Source organism: Sphingobacterium shayense (assembly GCF_013179575.1).
GTDB lineage: Bacteria > Bacteroidota > Bacteroidia > Sphingobacteriales > Sphingobacteriaceae > Sphingobacterium > Sphingobacterium shayense.
In genome coordinates this window covers 1-17,570 of sequence record NZ_JABMCQ010000082.1, presented here as the reverse complement: position 1 = coordinate 17,570, position 17,570 = coordinate 1, and the positions used below count along the sequence as shown (strand labels likewise).

The window sequence follows — 17,570 nt, the reverse complement described above, 5'->3', positions numbered from 1 at the left end:
CCGTCACCAATACTATCGGCTTACCTGTTGCAATAACACGCTTCAATAACGTTTGTTGATCTCCCATAAGATCGAGAGTCATCCTATCAAAACCTTCTCCGCTCTCCATATCACTGACAGCTGTTAAACCATTTTGGACCGAGGCCGCTCCAGTGGCTTGGTAAGACGTTTTAAAATCGCGGGCACTTGATCCACCTAAAACAACTATCGTTACATCTGCCAATTCGACCGCGGATACAGCCGCTTTTATATTGGTTTCCGTTGTATCACGAATGGCACAACCTTTAACATAATCTATTTGTGTTCCCCTAGAAACTGTAGCACGAATACCTTCTAACACTGTCTTTACCTTCTCTTCTGGTTGAGGCGCCGTATAGTCTCCCAATTGATTATATATATTATCCGCATTCGGTCCAATCACTGCAATACGGTTCAATGACTTACTTAATGGAAGGATACCACCAGCATTTTTCAATAGAACGATAGCTTCCCTAGCAACAGTTCTTGCGACTTCGATATTTTCCTTTGTGCCCACCTTTCTTGAGATCATCTTTTCATCCACATATGGGTTTTCAAACAACCCGAGTTCAAACTTTTGATATAGCACCCGCGACACCGCTTTATCGACAAGTTTCGCATCTAAAAGCCCGTCGTTGACAGCGGCGAGGAGATTCACGCCATAACCTGAGCCACTTAAGTCAACGTCTAATCCAGCTTCAATACTTTGACGAGCCGCGTCTACAGCATTAATTGCAGTCTTATGTGCTCCGTTCAGCCCGGATATGCTTAGCAAATCAGAAACAACAATTCCTTTAAACCCCCATTGCTTGCGCAATACGTTATCTAATAACCAGCTATTGGAAGAGCAGGGGATCCCGTCAATGGAGTTGTAAGCTGTCATTACCGATCCTGCACCTACTCTTACTGCCTCTTCAAAAGGCGGTAAAAAATTCTGCAATAAGGAGCGTTCTCCGATACTGACGCTGCCTCCGTTATGACCACCTTCAGGAACCGCATAGGCTACAAAATGCTTTAACGTGGAAACAATCTTGTCTCGACTACCGATTTTATCCCCCTGAAACCCCTTTACTATCGCACTCCCCATTCTCCCGACTAAATAAGAATCTTCACCATAAGTTTCTTCAGTTCGGGACCACCGAGGATCTCGAGCTAAGTCTAACACTGGACCGTATCCGTTCTTACCACCCACAGCATAGGTTTCCGCTGCAATCACACCTGCCATTTGTTTTATCAAACTTGGGTTCCACGTACTTGCTTGTCCAATCGCAGTCGGAAATACGGTAGCACCGATTGCCATGTGTCCATGGGGAGCCTCCTCCGAAAACAAAATTGGAATACCTAAACGTGTGTTCTCTATGACGTAACGCTGGATCGCATTGGTCGCTCGCGCCGCTTCCAGAGGTGCAAGACCACTATTTAATGTCTTCTGCGTCCAAGGATCTGCACGCAATGTTGCCCACAATAAACCAATCTGATGTTTGTCGATCACATCCTTTAATTTCTGACTCACACGTACTCCCTGTAGGTTTTTCTCATACATTTCCCAACCAAGAAATTTAGAGAGTTGTCCAACTTTTTCTTCCAACGTCATGCGACCGACGAGATCTTTAACACGGTCCTCAATCGGTAAACGACTATTTTTATACGGTGCTTGCTGTGCAAGTACCTGCGTACCTATACACGCAATACCTAACAATATTATTTTCTTTACATTCATGGTATACTATACATTTAGCAAAAAACAAACTATTGAACGGAAATTGGCCTTGAGTCCTTAGCAACTCCAAATTTGGACGACGGTTTAAACCCCATCTCAAACTCTAATTTACCGCCTTTGATTAAATCCGCATATGAAATATACGATTTGTCATATACTTTACCGTTCAGCTTAACTGTTTGGATATATTTATTCTCTTTACTGTTGTTATGCGCGATTAACTCAAAAACCCTTCCTTTACCAATATTAAGGGTTACCTTATCAAACAATGGACTTCCAAAAACAAATGGTCCTCCAGCCGGCGAGACCTGATAAAATCCGATTGACGACATAACATACCAAGCTGACATTTGTCCTACATCTTCATTTCCAGAAAGCCCCTCGACGCTCTCGCTGTATAACTCTGACAATGTTCGCCTTACGAGATCAGCCGACTTCCATGGCTGCCCGATGTAGGGATACATGTAAATAACATGATGGCTTGGCTCATTTCCGTGCGCATATTGCCCTATTAAACCGCTAATATCCGGAGACGCGTTAACACCCATATCGCCTTCGACCACAAATAGAGAATCTAATTTTGTAACAAACTCATTTTCGCCCCCGAACAATTCTACAAAACCATTAATATTATGTGGCACTAACCAAGTATACTGCCATGCATTCCCCTCTGTGTAATCATTCGCTAAATGGGCTGAATGAAATGGATCAAAAGGCCCTGCACGAAAGTTACCCTGCGAATCTACACCGCGCAAAAATTGCAAGTCTTTATCGAAATAGCGCTTAAAAGCTTGACTCCGTTTAAGAAAGTACTGATAATCCTTTTCTTCACCACGTAATTTGGCTACTTGAGCTAAACTCCAGTCCGCTATTGCAAACTCTAACCCTTTTGCAACTGATTCAACTTCTTCCTTATCGAAAGGTACGTAACCATACTCCTTATACCAATTTAAACCACGGTCGTCCTTCATCGCCGAACTTTTCATCGCCTCGTAAGCTAGATCTTTATCAAAGCCTTCGATACCTTTCAGATAAGCATCTGCCACTACAATAATTCCGGGGTTACCAACCATACAATCCGTTTCATTGCCGACCAAATGCCATACAGGCAGCTTCCCTTGCTCTTTATAAATGCGGAGCATTGTACTAATCATATCTGGCACTTGAGCACGATTTATAATACTCATTAGAGGATGCGCTGCACGATAGGTGTCCCATAGTGAAAATGTCGTGTAATTATTTCCTTTTTCAAGTCTATGTGGTTTAAAATCAGCGCCCATATAATCTCCATTTACATCATTAAATAAGGATGGAGCAATCATCGTATGATATAATGCAGTATAAAATATTTTACGAGCGACTGTATCTGTTGTTTCTATTTTCACTTTCCGCAATTGCTCATTCCAGGCTTGATCCGCTGCTTCTCGCGTCGCCACAAAGTCCCAACCTGGCAATTCTTCCTTCATATTCTGTTTGGCGTTCTCAGTACTGACAGAAGATACCGCCACCTTAACCTGGATATCATTCCTCGTGTGCATTTCAGAAAACACCAGTTCTGCGTAAGCGCGTGACGCTTTTATATGATTACCTTCTTTCACAGAAGTACTGTCTAAAAGTTTATATTCGACAATCGGTTGCGAAAACGTAGCCGTAAAATAGATTTTTTGATTTTTTGCCCACCCCACGGACCTACGATATCCTGAAACGACGGTATCATTCTCCACAATGATAAGACCTTCTTTTTCGCCTTCCCATCCAATACCTGCGTCAAGGTTGATTAAAACTTTAGGAGACTCTCCTTTAGGATAATGATATTGATGAAAACCTACGTGCGTCGTAGCTGTCAATTCTGCGTCCACACCAAATCTGTCTAAATGTACGGCGTAATAACCAGGTTCAATTCTTTCTGTTTCTCTACGAAATACCGAATACGCATCGCTCAGCTGATCTTTAGGCTCTCCTCGATTAAAACGAACGTTGCCTGTAAAAGGTAAAAACACCAAATCGCCGAGGTCTCCAATGCCGGTCCCACTCAAGTGTTGATGAGCAAAACCAATAATAGTCGAGTCGGAAATATGATAACCGGAAACCCAATCCCAACCAGTGGAAACATTCGATGGTCCTAGCTGTACCGCTCCATAAGGCACATTCGCTCCAATAAACACATGACCATGCCCGCCTGATCCGATGTAGGGATCTACATACTCTGTCAATGAATCTGTCGCGTGGATATCGGCGTCGATACGACAAGCTATCAAGGTCAGCAATGGTGTGCCAAAAACGAATAATTTCCTAACGAAACTCTTTAATACGATCATAATATGAACCTGGATTTTTGAAGACTAATTATATCTTAAAAATAAGATATAAGCAAAGTTGTTTAATACTGTCATCTTTGAATCGGCTAAAATAACGTTTTAGCAAGTAAGAACTCGATCTCTATCAACTTTTTTACGATAGCTAAACGGAAAAGATTTAGTTTTTGGAACTATGGGGTGAAAATGGCTTTTCTGGTAAAAGAAATTGAATGCTTATTTCGCAAAATGGATATCAATATTAACCTATCGTTGTCCGATAGAGAACGATGTCCGCTCATTACAATAAAGAATTATGACTCTGAAGATCTAGGCGAAACCTGTAAGGAACATATGGCTTCCCTCAAGGAAGCAACTATGGCTTGGGATGTAATAAATCTCATCCGTTTCAACCATCGGAGTAGGTCAATTTTTAAGGCATAATAATTGCATTGATATACATTCATAAAACTGAAACTTCATCTATGGATCGTCAAAACCTATACATTATCTCACGGCCCCTAAAATTTTTCTTCATCCTTTTCCTTTATAATTTAATATCGAACAAAACACTAGAGGCACAGGAAAAACCTCTAGTAATTGAAAAACTCAACGAACATCTATATTTATATACCACTTTTCAAACGTATAACGGAACACCAGTTTCTTCGAATGCACTTTATTTGATCACCGAAGACGGCGTCGTCTTATTTGACACCCCTTGGGATCCAACACAGTATCAACCTCTTTTAGATAGTATTCAACAAAAACACAACAAAAAGGTTATTGCAATATATGCAACACATTGGCACGAGGACCGCGCCGGTGGCTTTGCTTTTTATAACAAAAAAGGAATCCCTACATATGCAACCGACCTCACCAACAAATTACTCGCCGATAATAAAAAAGCTATAGCGACTCATATTGTAAACACTGGGGAAATGATCTATGTGGGCGGAGAAAGATTTCAAATGGACTTTTTTGGTGCAGGACATTCACTGGATAATACTGTGATATGGTTCCCTGTCTACCAGGTACTACACGGAGGATGCTTCATTAAAAGCGCACAAGCAACTGACCTAGGATTTACTGGTGATGGAGATATCAAACAGTGGAAACCCTCCCTCGCGCGACTCATGGCTCATTACCCTGACATCGAACTAGTCATTCCAGGGCATGACGATTGGAGGAAAAATGGCCATATAAAAGCCACGAACCGATTATTGGATACTGCAAACTAATTATAAAGGGACAAAACTTGCTGCCTTGTCCCTTATTTTAATAGATTATATCGCCTCGGTTTTCTGAGCCAGCCAATCGCGATCGGTTTGATCTAATGAGGAGCCTAACTTCTCAAAAACCCACGCGTTATAATTATTCAACCAGGATATATGTTTGGGCTCAAGGAGAGATTTATCGATAAGATCGGTTGCTATATAACATATGGTCAACGTTTCAAAATTTAGAAACTCCCCAAATTGATTTTTCCCAAGTACTTTGCTAAGCACTAAATTCTCGATACGGATTCCATATTCGCCTTCTCTATACAATCCAGGTTCAATCGAAGTAATCATACCAGGCTCCACAGGAACATCTACATTAGATGAGTTAAAGACTTGTGGTCCCTCATGTACATTTAAGAAAAATCCGACACCATGACCGGTACCATGGCCGTAGTTCCGCTCGGTTTCCCACATCGGACGGCGCGCAATAGCATCGAGTTGATAACCTCGTGTCCCTGTTGGAAACACGGCGATCGTCCCTTCTATTAATCCTTTTAACACCAAAGTATAGTCAGTTTTCTCCTCAGGAGTAATATTTCCCAGAGAAACAACACGGGTTATATCCGTTGTACCATCGTTGTATTGCCCTCCAGAATCAACAAGTAATAATCCTTGGGCCGCCAACCTGGCATTACTTTGTAGCGTTGCTTTATAATGCGGCAATGCTCCATGTTCAAGGTAACCTGCGATAGTATCGAAAGAGATATCGACAAAGCCCGCCCCCTGAGCACGCAGATCTTGTAACTTTTCTGCGATGGATATCTCTGTTAAATTACCGTCTTTTACGCTTTCCTCAATCCATTTAAAGAATTTGGTTAATGCCAAACCGTCTTTAATCATTGCATTTTTTGTATGAGCAATTTCTTTCTCATTTTTAACCGCTTTTAATCGAGTAGAAGGATTTATCTCCTGTAGAACCTCGACTGAATCCCCAATAGAGTCAAACATCGCAAAGCACGTACGTTTAGGGTCAATCCAAATACGTTCGACATCTAGTGATCGAATAGCTTCGAAAGCTTCTTCATAATCCCTTAATGTAATTCCATGTGTCGTTAAAGCATTTAGATCTTGATCCGAAAACTTTGTCCGGTCAACGAACAACGTGTTTCGTTCCGATTCTATCAAAAAGAAACCAAGTACGACTGGGTTACACTTCACGTCACGTCCACGGATATTTAACGTCCACGCTAAGTCATCTAGCGAGGAAATCATATGTGCGTCCGATCGCTTGGCAGTTAGTTGTTCCCTTATCCTGCCTATTTTACTTTGAACAGACTCACCGGTGGTTTGTTCGTCCAGTAGGAAGGCTTTCGCCGTTGGAAGTTGAGGGCGAGTATTCCAAACGCTTTCTAAGATATCAACATGACCGTTAACTAGAATCCCTACCGGTTGCAACGTCTGTTGAATTGCTTGCGCAACGGCTACAGATGCCAATTTACCGTCAAAGGCAACCGTACTACCTTGCGGCAAACTCTCCGCTAACCATTCAGCATACTCTGCTGCGCCTTGGGCTTTCAACTTAACTAACTCAAACCCCGTTCCAGCAAGTTGGTCAACAGCCTGAACAAAATAACGAGAATCAGTCCACAAGCCCGCAAAATCCTGAGTTATTGCGAGGGTCCCTGCAGAACCTGTAAAACCTGAACTCCACTCAATGCATCTATACCGTTCCGGTAAATATTCACTGATATGAGGATCTGAAGACGGGATAATGTAAGCATCTACTCCTACCACTTGCATCTGTTTACGGATCGCCTGTAATCGTTCTTTATATGTCATTTTATATATTGCTTTTGTACAAGATGCAAGTTAGAAAATATGCATGAATTAGGAGTCGTTTCAATGCAATATCGACATCTTTTTGTCGGCTGGGTTTGTATATTTGGGCCTATATTTGCTTAATACTATTTATTATGCTTAAACTAAAAACATACATTCTGTCGTTTGTCGTCCTATTCTTATGCTGTAATAACCTCCAAGCGCAAAGTTTAAAGGATCAAGTCTCCAATGCTTATCGATCATTCAGCAGCCATGAAAACATAAAAAATGGCATTAGTTCACTTACCGTGCTTAATGGAAAAACAGGCGAACTAATCTTTAGTAATAACGCTTCGATCGGATTACCAACGGCCTCGACTCAGAAAGTAATTACGGCAATAACTGCTCTAGATATTTTAGGTCCGGACTATAAATTTAAAACGACCCTCAGCTATAGCGGAGAATTAGACACTACGGGCACCCTTAACGGTGACATTATTATAACTGGAACGGGTGATCCCACACTTGGAAGTGAACGCTATGAAGGAACTCGCAAAAACACGGTGCTCGATAAATGGATATCGAAGATAAAAACTTCAGGAATACAACGAATTACAGGACGCATAATTGTCGACGATTTATTTCTAAATGGCAATGATATTCCAAGTGGATGGACATGGTCGGACATGGGGAATTATTACGGAGCCGGAGTTTCTGGTGTAAACTGGGCCGAAAATAAAATTGGTCTGACCTTCAAGCCGGGAGTTATCGGCGCACCGGCACAACTTATCGCTCTAACAGATAGTTTACCAGAGGTAACTATTATCAATGAAGTAATCACTTCGTCTAACGGTTCGGGAGACAATGTCTATGCATATGCAGCTCCCTACTCTCAAATTATTTACCTACGTGGAACACACGGGAAGGACTTAAAAAAGAAAATCGAAATATCAGATCCCAATCCCGCGCTAACACTTGCGTATCAGTTACGATCCGGATTGAATGAACAGAGTATCTTCGTGGACAGCATCGCTACCACCGGCAAATTATTAGCAAACCAACATATTCTCGTCCCTAAGAGCACAACTACGTTAGATACCCATGAATCACCTAAATTAACGCAAATCGTACATTGGTTCAATCAAAAAAGTATCAATCTATATGGCGAAGCGTTATTAAAATCAATCGGCTTCTTAAGCGGGAACCAGACCAACAGCGATGAGGCCGCCAAATTGATAGCCAAATATTGGGAACAAAAACTAAAAATACCTACGGGAGAAATACGAGCGGTCGATGGCTCTGGCTTATCACCTCAAGCTCGGGTAACAACAATGGCTATGTCTAAAATTATGCTGTATGCGCAAAATCGTCCTTGGTTCACGGATTTCGAAAAAAGTCTCCCAACTATCAACGGAATGACAATGAAAAGCGGAACAATCGGCGGAGTACTTGGATACACCGGTTATCAAAAAACCAAATCTGGCAACACTGTCGTATTTACATTATTAGTTAATAATTATGCGGGTGGCGCTACTACCATGCGCCAGGAAATGTTTAAACTCCTGAACACGCTGAAATGACACGAAAATTAGCTATTATTGGATTGAAATTTTAGATTTGCACTCTGAAGTAAAATTTTAAGTCACCGTTAACGCAAAATTAAAGCGTGACGAGCGAAAGACAAACACTTCGTTTTTCCTTGTTAGCTTTACATTTGAAATTATAAGTAAAACATGAGCAGTAATAAAAAAAAGGACGCCCTCGATTACCATTCAAAAGGTAGACCTGGTAAAATAGAAGTAGTTCCAACAAAACCACACAGTACCCAACGCGATTTAACTCTCGCTTATTCCCCGGGAGTAGCAGAACCTTGCTTAGCGATCGCAGAAAATCAAGAAGATGCATACAAGTATACCTCGAAAGGTAATCTTGTCGCAGTAATCAGTAATGGAACCGCTGTATTGGGTTTAGGCGACATTGGCGCGCAAGCAGGGAAACCCGTTATGGAAGGTAAAGGCCTATTATTTAAGATTTTTTCAGACATAGATGTTTTTGATCTAGAACTAGACACAAAAAATGTCGATGAATTTGTGAATATCGTCAAAGCTTTAGAACCGACTTTCGGTGGCATTAACTTAGAGGATATCAAAGCGCCCGAATGCTTTGAAATTGAACGCCGACTTAAAGAAGAGATGAATATCCCTGTTATGCACGACGATCAACATGGTACAGCGATCATTTCGGGCGCCGCACTTATAAACGCTTGTGAACTTACCAGTAAAGACATTGCGAATGTAAAAATCGTTGTTAACGGAGCTGGCGCTGCAGCTATTTCATGCACGAGAATGTACGTCGCTGTAGGCGCGAAGTTAGAAAACATAGTCATGTTGGATAGCAAAGGGGTCATTCGTAGGGATCGAGAAAACTTAGACAAAACAAAGGCTGAGTTCGCTACTGACAGGGATATCAATAGCCTCGCCGATGCAATGACTGGAGCTGACGTATTCATCGGACTATCTGCTGCTGACGTATTATCTGCTGAAATGTTATTATCGATGAGCGAACAGCCTATCGTATTAGCGATGGCTAACCCGAATCCGGAGATAACCTACGAATTAGCGACTTCCACACGTTCAGATGTTATTATGGGAACAGGACGCTCTGATTACCCGAATCAGGTAAACAATGTTTTGGGGTTCCCATATATTTTTCGCGGTGCATTAGACGTGCGCGCAAGAAGCATAAATGAAGCGATGAAAATTGCAGCGGTCCACGCATTGGCTGCTCTCGCAAAAAAACCAGTACCAGAAGAAGTAAATCAAGCATACGACACAAATAATCTGAAATTCGGTCCGCATTATATCATCCCGAAGCCTACAGATCCGCGTTTAATTACAGAGATCTCTGTTGCTGTCGCTAAAGCGGCGATCGAATCAGGCGTCGCCCGCGCGGAGATAAGCGACTGGGAAGCTTACAAACAGGAGTTACGGAAACGATTAGGTAAGGATGACGGGATTATTCGTACGCTAACGACCAAAGCAAAAACGAACCCTAAACGTGTTATTTTTGCGGAGGCAGATAACTATAAAACCCTCCGTGCTGCACAAATTGTAGCGGAAGAAAAGATTGCTTCCCCTATTTTATTAGGTAACAGAAAGAAAATTGAAAGTCTAATTAGAGAGTTCGAGTTCGATTTAAAAAATGTGGAAATTATTGATCCGGCGGAAGAGCAAGGAACAGAAAGATTCAACAAATTCGTCGATCATCTCTTTAAGAAAAGACAACGTCGTGGAATCTCCGAACACGATGCTCGCAAATTAATGATCAACAGAAATTACTTCGCTGCTAGTATGGTAGAATTTGGTGAAGCTGACACCTTGATATCAGGTTTAACAAGAAACTACGCCGCGACAATAAAACCAGCACTACAGGTGATAGGAGCTAAACCTAACAGCCGTGTAGCTGGAATGTATATGATGCTCACGTCTAAAGGTCCAATCTTCTTTGGAGACACTACAGTTAATGAAAATCCAACTGCGGGAGAACTAGTAGAAATCACCCTGTTGCTGCAAGACGCTATAAAACGCTTCAATATCAAACCCAGAATTGCTTTATTATCCTACTCAAACTTTGGATCGAACGACGGCGTAATAGCAAACAAAATGCGCGAAGCCGCTAAAATATTGCATCAAAAGGCTCCAGAGGTAATTGTAGATGGAGATATCCAAGCAAATTTTGCGTTAAACAGCGAATTACTGAAATCGAACTTTCCTTTCAGCAATCTGATTGGGGAAGCCGCAAACACTTTGGTATTTCCAAACTTAGAATCAGGAAATATTGCTTACAAACTTTTACAAGAGGTGGGTAACGCTGAAGCGGTTGGTCCGATTTTGCTTGGCATGAACAAACCAGTACATGTCCTCCAGCTAGATAGTTCGGTCCGTGAGATCGTGAATATGGTGACAATCGCTGTAGTCGATGTCCAGGAACGCGAAAAACAATTAAAAAAATAACAGTTAATAGAGGCATCTTCATTTTGTTGATGTCTCTTTTACATTGAAAACCTAGCCCATGTACGATTATTTTAACGGAAAATTAGCCTTTAAAGCTCCAACACACGTTATACTCGATGTCGGCGGCGTTGGGTATCACATCCACATATCGCTTACCACTTATTCCTTAATCAAGGACCAAGAGAACTGTAAACTGTACGTCTCTTTTCAGGTACGCGAAGATTCTCAAACGTTATACGGATTTGCAACAGAGGCAGAGCGGCAACTATTTAATCATTTGATTTCCGTATCTGGTATAGGCCCAAATACAGGCCGCATGATGCTTTCTTCTATCACACCCGAAGAAATACAATCAGCCATTATTAACGGTCAGGTTCAAGTTATTCAAAAGATCAAAGGTATCGGCCCAAAATCTGCTCAGCGAGTGATATTAGAACTACAAGACAAACTTAAAAAACAAGGACCAGATGCACTTATTCCACTGCCTACCACCAAACAATCTACTTCGGAAGAGGCGCTTGCTGCACTCGTAATGCTAGGTTTCAACAAGCAACAGGTTGATAAGGTACTCAGTGCTTTAGTGCTCGCGGCTCCTGATCATTCTGTTGAAGAACTAATAAAAATGGCATTAAAACGATTATAACCACTTTAACAAAACTTCGATTTAATCTCGCGGAAACATCCGGTCAAGACTTTTCTTTTTGTCTGTTTCCTCACGATCGGCATCCTTTATGAATTCTTAGGAAGTGTTTCGTATCTTTGGGCGATAAAAACAATAACGATGGCAGACGATTTGACAATTGCAACAGGCACTAAAGAAGAGCAATACACACTACTAACCAAACAAATAGCAGCACTTATTGAAGGCGAAGATGACACTATCGCTAATTTGGCAAATATTGCTGCAGCCCTGAAAGAGCAGTTTAATTTTTGGTGGGTAGGTTTCTATTTTGTTAAGCAAGATCAACTTGTTTTAGGCCCGTTCCAAGGGCCAATAGCATGTACAAGAATAGCTTATGGTCGTGGAGTATGTGGTACAGCTTGGAAGGATCAGCGGACGCTAATAGTAGATGACGTCGATAGATTCCCTGGACACATCGCGTGTAGCTCATTGTCGAAATCAGAAATTGTCGTTCCAATAATAAAGAATGGTAAATGCGTTGCTGTACTTGACATAGATAGTGAACACCTAGCACACTTCGACCAGATAGATGCGAAACATCTTGAAACGATCATGGATTTAATTAGGTTTTCAAACTGACAGTAGTTTTTCTAATCTAAGAAAGCAAAAAATTTCCATTTTTGGACTGGGAAGTTATAGAAAGCAGCTAGGAGATACAAAGCTAGCGATCTAAATTTTCAAAAGGTAGAGTCAGCCGTGGGGCGTATAATAACGTTGCAAGTTCTAATTATGATCGATTATATCCCAGACCTTTATTTCTTTATCATCGCCCGCTGTTATCAACCGATTATCGACCCAAATCGCTGCATTAATGGATAACCGATGCGAGTCGAAGCCCCGTTCTAGGCTAACATTTTTTAAAAGCCCAAGCGTTGTGGAATTCCAGATTTTAATTGTCTTATCGCGGCTCACTGTTGCTAATAAAGGAAGGCTACTATGCGGGATAGCCGCATATACAGTGAACAGATGAGCGGTAACGACTTCCTTAGTTGATAAATCCAATAAGTTTAACTGGTGTAATTTTGCATCTCTACCTCCAGAATACAAATAGAGATCGTCGACCGCCAATGTTGTAACAGGCATAGAATGCACTGTTGATTTGATGATTTCCTTGTAATCGGAGACTTCATATAAATAAACAACACCATTCTTATCCCCAAAAACAATATGATTGCCTCCACGATAGAGGGTCATACTGCGGACTGTTGTCTCTGACACACGAAAGCGATACAAAAGTTCAAACTTATCTAAGGACCAAACATAGGCTACCCCCTCCTCGCCAATAGCAATAAATTCATTTTTTTCAACAAGGGATTGAATCGCAAATATCCCCGACTTACTGGTATCAAGCTTCTGAACCAAACGTTGCTGTTTAACATCTACAACCCAAACTTCTCCTGTGCGCAGCCCAAGTATGAGTATACCACGTTCCTTCAGTAGATGTAAAGCATACACCGACGCAGGTACAGCACATAAGATCCGCTTAAATTTACCCTCTGCGATATCCCATTCCACGACACCTTTGTCGTTTCCAGCAGAATAAATCGTAGAGGAATCAAGTCCCGCCGATAAAGCAAAGATTGGGTTTTGATGCCCCCGCAAAGTTTGTGATAAAGAAATATCAATCATTTGATGAAATAAATTAGATCGAAACCATGATGAGTCATCGATGGCACCGATACCTTGAGTCAAAGATATCAAAGAATACAACCCACTAATGAAAAAGCTATAATTAGGGTTGATTTTGGTGTCTGGACTCTAGGTTTTTTGCGATAGTATTCAAATCCAATCCTTTTTCACGTATTAACACAATAAGGTGAAACAGAAGGTCGGACGATTCATTGATAAAATCCGTCTCGGTTTCCGCAAGGGCCGCGATTACAGTTTCAACTCCCTCTTCTCCTACTTTTTGCGCAATCTTATTTATTCCTCTTTGACGGAGACGATTTACATAAGATCCTTCCGCAGGATTATCAAATCGTTGATTCACCACACGTTCTAATTCAAACAAGAAATTTTGATTATACGGTGTATCAAAACAGCTTCGTGAGCCTGTATGACAGGTTGCTCCAACAGGTTTTACTTTTATTAAAATTGTATCTTTATCGCAATCGATATGTGTGGATACAACGTTTAAGAAATTTCCGCTTTCTTCGCCTTTTGTCCATAAACGGCTTTTACTTCGAGAGTAGAACGTCACTTGTCCCTGACTTTGAGTTTTTTCCCAAGCCTCCTCATTCATATAGCCTAACATCAACACTTCGAGCGTTTGACTATCTTGAACTATAACGGGGACCAAGCCATCTCCCTTTTCAAAATCTACCATAGTATATATGTAATTAAAAAATAAAATATGCCTCAGCCTACTTTATTATATATGTTATTACCGAACGACTATACCTGCATCTCGTAAGGTGCTCTTTAGTTCGGGTATTAAAATCTCTCCGTAATGAAAGACAGATGCCGCAAGCGCCGCATCCACATTTGCCTGCTCAAAAACGTCTACAAAGTGTTGCTTATTTCCCGCTCCACCAGATGCTATTAAAGGTATATGTATCGAATTATTAACGCGCATTAAAAATGCATTGTCAAATCCTGCTTTAGTACCATCGTGATCCATGGACGTTAACAGAACTTCGCCTGCCCCACGATTCTCAGCTTCGAGTATCCATTCTTCGGTGTCAATATCCGTCTTGTCACGGCCACCACGCAAATGTACATAGTTCCTTCCGTTAACAAGCCGTGTATCCACCGCGACCACGACAAATTGACGTCCAAACGACGTAGCTAGTTCGTCGATCAAATTCGGGTTTCGAACCGCGGCAGAATTGATCGAAATCTTATCAGCCCCAGCATTCAACAAGATTTCTGCATCGCGCAGTTCGTTAATACCACCCCCTATAGTAAAAGGGATATTAATTTGCCGTGCTACTGCACTAACAAGATCAATTGTTGTTTTACGATTCTCGTGGGTGGCCGTGATATCAAGAAATACAAGCTCGTCTGCCCCTTGTTGTGAATATTGCCAAGCAAGTTCTACTGGATCCCCCGCATCACGTAAGTCAACAAAGTTCACCCCTTTTACAGTCCGACCATCTTTCACATCCAAACATGGAATGATACGTTTGGCTAACATAATTAAAATTTAATAAGCGACTTTAAGTTCCAATCTTTTATCTCTTCGATCGTTATCTTATCCTCATAAATTGCTTTTCCGACCACACAAGACTCCATGCGCCCTAGAGACTCAAGAGCCTGGATATCGGTCATTGAACTGATCCCCCCCGAACCGATCAACTTAATAATTGGCGAATGATCAAGCAATTTCTCATAAAGCTCTACTCCTGCACCACCTAGCTTTCCATCTTTGCTGATATCTGTACAAAGGAATCGAAAAAATCCCAACGCTAGGCATTTATCGATATACTCGATAAGTTTTATCGGCGAGCTTTCTAACCAACCAGAATATTTTATAACCTCATCAAGTACATCTATCGCGATAACAATATGATCTGCATATTTTACGCGTCCTTCATTGAGTTTACTTAAATCTTCCAAGAAAGTGGGGTTTGTAATTGCCTGAGTCCCCACTATTACCCGATAGATACCCGCGTCAACTAGTTCCTTTACTTTTTCAATACTGCGTACACCCCCACCGTATTGTACTTTCATTTCCGTTTTACGGATAATCTCAAAAAGATACTCCTGATTACTGAAGTCACCTTTAGCTCCATTTAGATCGATGATATGAACGATTTCAGTACCATTCGCATGGTACTTATCAATCTGTTCTTCCAGGGAAATTTCATACGTGGTAACATCGTTGTAGTTACCTTCACGTAAGCGGACAACCTTTTTGTCCAAGACATCAATTGCAGGAATAATATACATATCTATAAATTAATAAAGTCAATAAAAAAATAACACATTTTCCCCTTATAACCTGGAAAAATTCTTCAATAATTGTTCCCCGACGACACCTGATTTCTCAGGATGGAACTGTACACCAAAAAAATTGTTGCTTTGTATAGCTGCGGAAAAGTCTATACCATAATGACATGACGCTGCTGTATAATGCGCGTCTGCCTCAATATAATAAGAGTGCACAAAATAAAAATAGCTTTTATCCGCGATATCTTGGAAAATAGCAGAATCCTTTTGGGGAGATATGCTATTCCAGCCCATATGTGGCACTTTCTGGGACAGTCTACTATCAAAATGTAACGTGCGGATCGGCATAATATTTAGCAAGTCCGTATTCCCCTCCTCCGAAAACTCTGTAAGGAGTTGCATACCCACGCATATCCCCAAGACAGGTTGCTCAAGCTGACCTATCCGATCGGCTAAACCCGATTCACGAAGCTTTCTCATCGCCGCGCCAGCATGACCAACACCAGGAATTATAATGTGGTCATAAAGATCGAAAGCATTTTCGGTATTGATCATACCGTACCCAATACCCAAACGGTCTAACGCCGCCGTCAATGAAAAAATATTTCCCGCTCCGTAATTAACTATTCCAATCATATTTCTTTAAGGTTCAAATCGCCTACTACCTACAATACACCTTTAGTACTCGGCAATTGCATGTTTTCTGCATCGCGACGTACCGCTTTTTTTATGGACTTTGCAAAAGCTTTAAATATAGCTTCTATCTTGTGATGTTCGTTATCACCCTCAGCTTTAATATTTAAATTCGATTTAGACGCATCAGAGAACGATTTAAAGAAGTGGAAGAACATCTCTGTTGGCATGCCCCCAATTTTTTCGCGTTTAAACTCCGCGTCCCATACAATCCAATTACGACCTCCAAAATCGAGGGCAACCTGCGCTAAACAATCGTCCATTGGAAGTGTATACGCGTATCGTTCTATACCACGTTTATCGCCCAAAACATTGAGAAAAATTTCGCCCATGGCGATCCCTGTATCTTCAATGGTATGGTGTTCATCGATGTGTAAATCACCTTTTGCCTTTACTGTAAGATCGATCGCCCCATGACGAGCTATTTGATCAAGCATATGATCGAAGAATGGTAATCCAGTATCTATATCTGCTTTACCCGATCCATCAAGGTTCAAATGAATATAGATGTCGGTCTCGTTTGTCTTCCGGTGATGTTCCCCTGAACGCGTGCCCAGTTTAAGGAATTCATAAACCGATTTCCAATCCGTTGTCTCTAACGCAACAGCGTTACTTTGAATGCTCAGATTTTCTGCTTTTCCAAGTTCATCGTTCAAGCGAAGCCATATAGCTTTCGCTCCTAAATTCTCCGCTAGCTTAACATCGTTTATGCGATCTCCAATAACGAAAGATTCAGCTAAATTATACTTCTGTTTATCAAAATATTCTCCAAGCATGCCAATCCCCGGTTTACGGGTTGGAGCGTTCTCATATGGAAATGTTTTGTCTATATGTTCCTTTACGAATCGAACCCCCTCAGCGGCAAATGTATCAATAATAAAGTTATGCACCGGCCAGAAGTTGGCCTCTGGATGAGAGTCCGTCCCTAAACCATCTTGGTTAGATACCAAGACAAGCTCATAATCTAATTCACGGGCTATACGAGGTAAATACTGCAGTGCCCCTGGATAAAATTTAAGTTTCTCAAACGAATCTATTTGTTCATCTTCTGGTTCTATTATCAACGTGCCATCGCGATCGATAAATAAAACTCTTTTTATTAAATCAGACATATAATCTAAAAATCAATCTATTACTAACAAACTATAATCAAAACTAATACAGCATTATACCGACCGTTAGCACTACCCATTCTTTTCGCTGTAGAAATCTTGGATA

14 protein-coding genes are annotated in these 17,570 nt (G+C 41.2%); 5 read left to right on the top strand and 9 right to left on the bottom strand.

Going from position 1 to position 17,570, the window contains the following annotated elements:
• On the bottom strand, nucleotides 1-1,738 hold a 1,738-nt coding region (locus tag HP439_RS11040; RefSeq protein WP_172390398.1), incomplete at its 3' end, for a glycoside hydrolase family 3 protein.
• Nucleotides 1,739-1,767: 29 nt separating this feature from the next.
• Nucleotides 1,768-4,056: a GH92 family glycosyl hydrolase gene (locus HP439_RS11035; RefSeq protein WP_172390397.1), complete on the bottom strand. Its 2,289-nt coding sequence runs from the start codon at nucleotides 4,054-4,056 to the stop codon at nucleotides 1,768-1,770.
• Between the two features lie 461 nt (nucleotides 4,057-4,517).
• Here HP439_RS11035 and bla point away from each other — a divergent pair, with 461 nt between their 5' ends.
• On the top strand, nucleotides 4,518-5,273 hold the full coding sequence (gene bla / locus HP439_RS11030) for a BlaB/IND/MUS family subclass B1 metallo-beta-lactamase (protein WP_172390396.1): 756 nt from the start codon (nucleotides 4,518-4,520) through the stop codon (nucleotides 5,271-5,273).
• A 45-nt stretch (nucleotides 5,274-5,318) separates the two neighbouring features.
• Here bla and HP439_RS11025 read toward each other — a convergent pair whose 3' ends face one another.
• A complete protein-coding gene (locus HP439_RS11025; RefSeq protein WP_172390395.1) occupies nucleotides 5,319-7,094 on the bottom strand; it encodes an aminopeptidase P family protein in 1,776 nt (591 codons plus the stop codon).
• Between the two features lie 134 nt (nucleotides 7,095-7,228).
• Here HP439_RS11025 and dacB point away from each other — a divergent pair, with 134 nt between their 5' ends.
• The 4 genes from dacB to HP439_RS11005 all read left to right on the top strand — a co-directional run bounded on the left by dacB (nucleotide 7,229) and on the right by HP439_RS11005 (nucleotide 12,347).
• Complete coding sequence (dacB, locus tag HP439_RS11020; RefSeq protein ID WP_172390394.1) at nucleotides 7,229-8,653, top strand: D-alanyl-D-alanine carboxypeptidase/D-alanyl-D-alanine endopeptidase; 1,425 nt, start codon at nucleotides 7,229-7,231, stop codon at nucleotides 8,651-8,653.
• A 153-nt stretch (nucleotides 8,654-8,806) separates the two neighbouring features.
• Complete coding sequence (locus tag HP439_RS11015) at nucleotides 8,807-11,086, top strand: NADP-dependent malic enzyme (protein ID WP_172390393.1); 2,280 nt, start codon at nucleotides 8,807-8,809, stop codon at nucleotides 11,084-11,086.
• Nucleotides 11,087-11,144: 58 nt separating this feature from the next.
• Complete coding sequence (ruvA, locus tag HP439_RS11010; RefSeq protein ID WP_172390392.1) at nucleotides 11,145-11,729, top strand: Holliday junction branch migration protein RuvA; 585 nt, start codon at nucleotides 11,145-11,147, stop codon at nucleotides 11,727-11,729.
• A 138-nt stretch (nucleotides 11,730-11,867) separates the two neighbouring features.
• Nucleotides 11,868-12,347 carry a GAF domain-containing protein gene (locus HP439_RS11005; RefSeq protein ID WP_172390391.1) on the top strand — a complete coding sequence of 160 codons (480 nt, stop codon included), beginning with the start codon at nucleotides 11,868-11,870 and terminating at the stop codon, nucleotides 12,345-12,347.
• 144 nt (nucleotides 12,348-12,491) lie between these two features.
• Here HP439_RS11005 and HP439_RS11000 read toward each other — a convergent pair whose 3' ends face one another.
• From HP439_RS11000 to hisB, 6 genes are all read right to left on the bottom strand, one after another.
• The gene (locus HP439_RS11000) at nucleotides 12,492-13,397 is read right to left on the bottom strand and encodes a WD40 repeat domain-containing protein (RefSeq protein WP_172390390.1); all 906 of its coding nucleotides are present in this window, start codon (nucleotides 13,395-13,397) and stop codon (nucleotides 12,492-12,494) included.
• A gap of 103 nt (nucleotides 13,398-13,500) precedes the next feature.
• Nucleotides 13,501-14,094: a bifunctional phosphoribosyl-AMP cyclohydrolase/phosphoribosyl-ATP diphosphatase HisIE gene (gene hisIE, locus HP439_RS10995; protein WP_172390389.1), complete on the bottom strand. Its 594-nt coding sequence runs from the start codon at nucleotides 14,092-14,094 to the stop codon at nucleotides 13,501-13,503.
• A 57-nt stretch (nucleotides 14,095-14,151) separates the two neighbouring features.
• Nucleotides 14,152-14,904: an imidazole glycerol phosphate synthase subunit HisF gene (gene hisF / locus HP439_RS10990; RefSeq protein WP_172390388.1), complete on the bottom strand. Its 753-nt coding sequence runs from the start codon at nucleotides 14,902-14,904 to the stop codon at nucleotides 14,152-14,154.
• Between the two features lie 2 nt (nucleotides 14,905-14,906).
• On the bottom strand, nucleotides 14,907-15,659 hold the full coding sequence (locus tag HP439_RS10985; RefSeq protein ID WP_172390387.1) for a 1-(5-phosphoribosyl)-5-[(5-phosphoribosylamino)methylideneamino]imidazole-4-carboxamide isomerase: 753 nt from the start codon (nucleotides 15,657-15,659) through the stop codon (nucleotides 14,907-14,909).
• 45 nt (nucleotides 15,660-15,704) lie between these two features.
• On the bottom strand, nucleotides 15,705-16,295 hold the full coding sequence (gene hisH / locus HP439_RS10980) for an imidazole glycerol phosphate synthase subunit HisH (protein ID WP_172390386.1): 591 nt from the start codon (nucleotides 16,293-16,295) through the stop codon (nucleotides 15,705-15,707).
• A gap of 29 nt (nucleotides 16,296-16,324) precedes the next feature.
• Entirely contained in the window at nucleotides 16,325-17,464 is a 1,140-nt protein-coding gene (gene hisB / locus HP439_RS10975) for a bifunctional histidinol-phosphatase/imidazoleglycerol-phosphate dehydratase HisB (protein WP_172390385.1), read from the bottom strand.
• Between the last annotated feature and the right edge of the window lie 106 nt (nucleotides 17,465-17,570).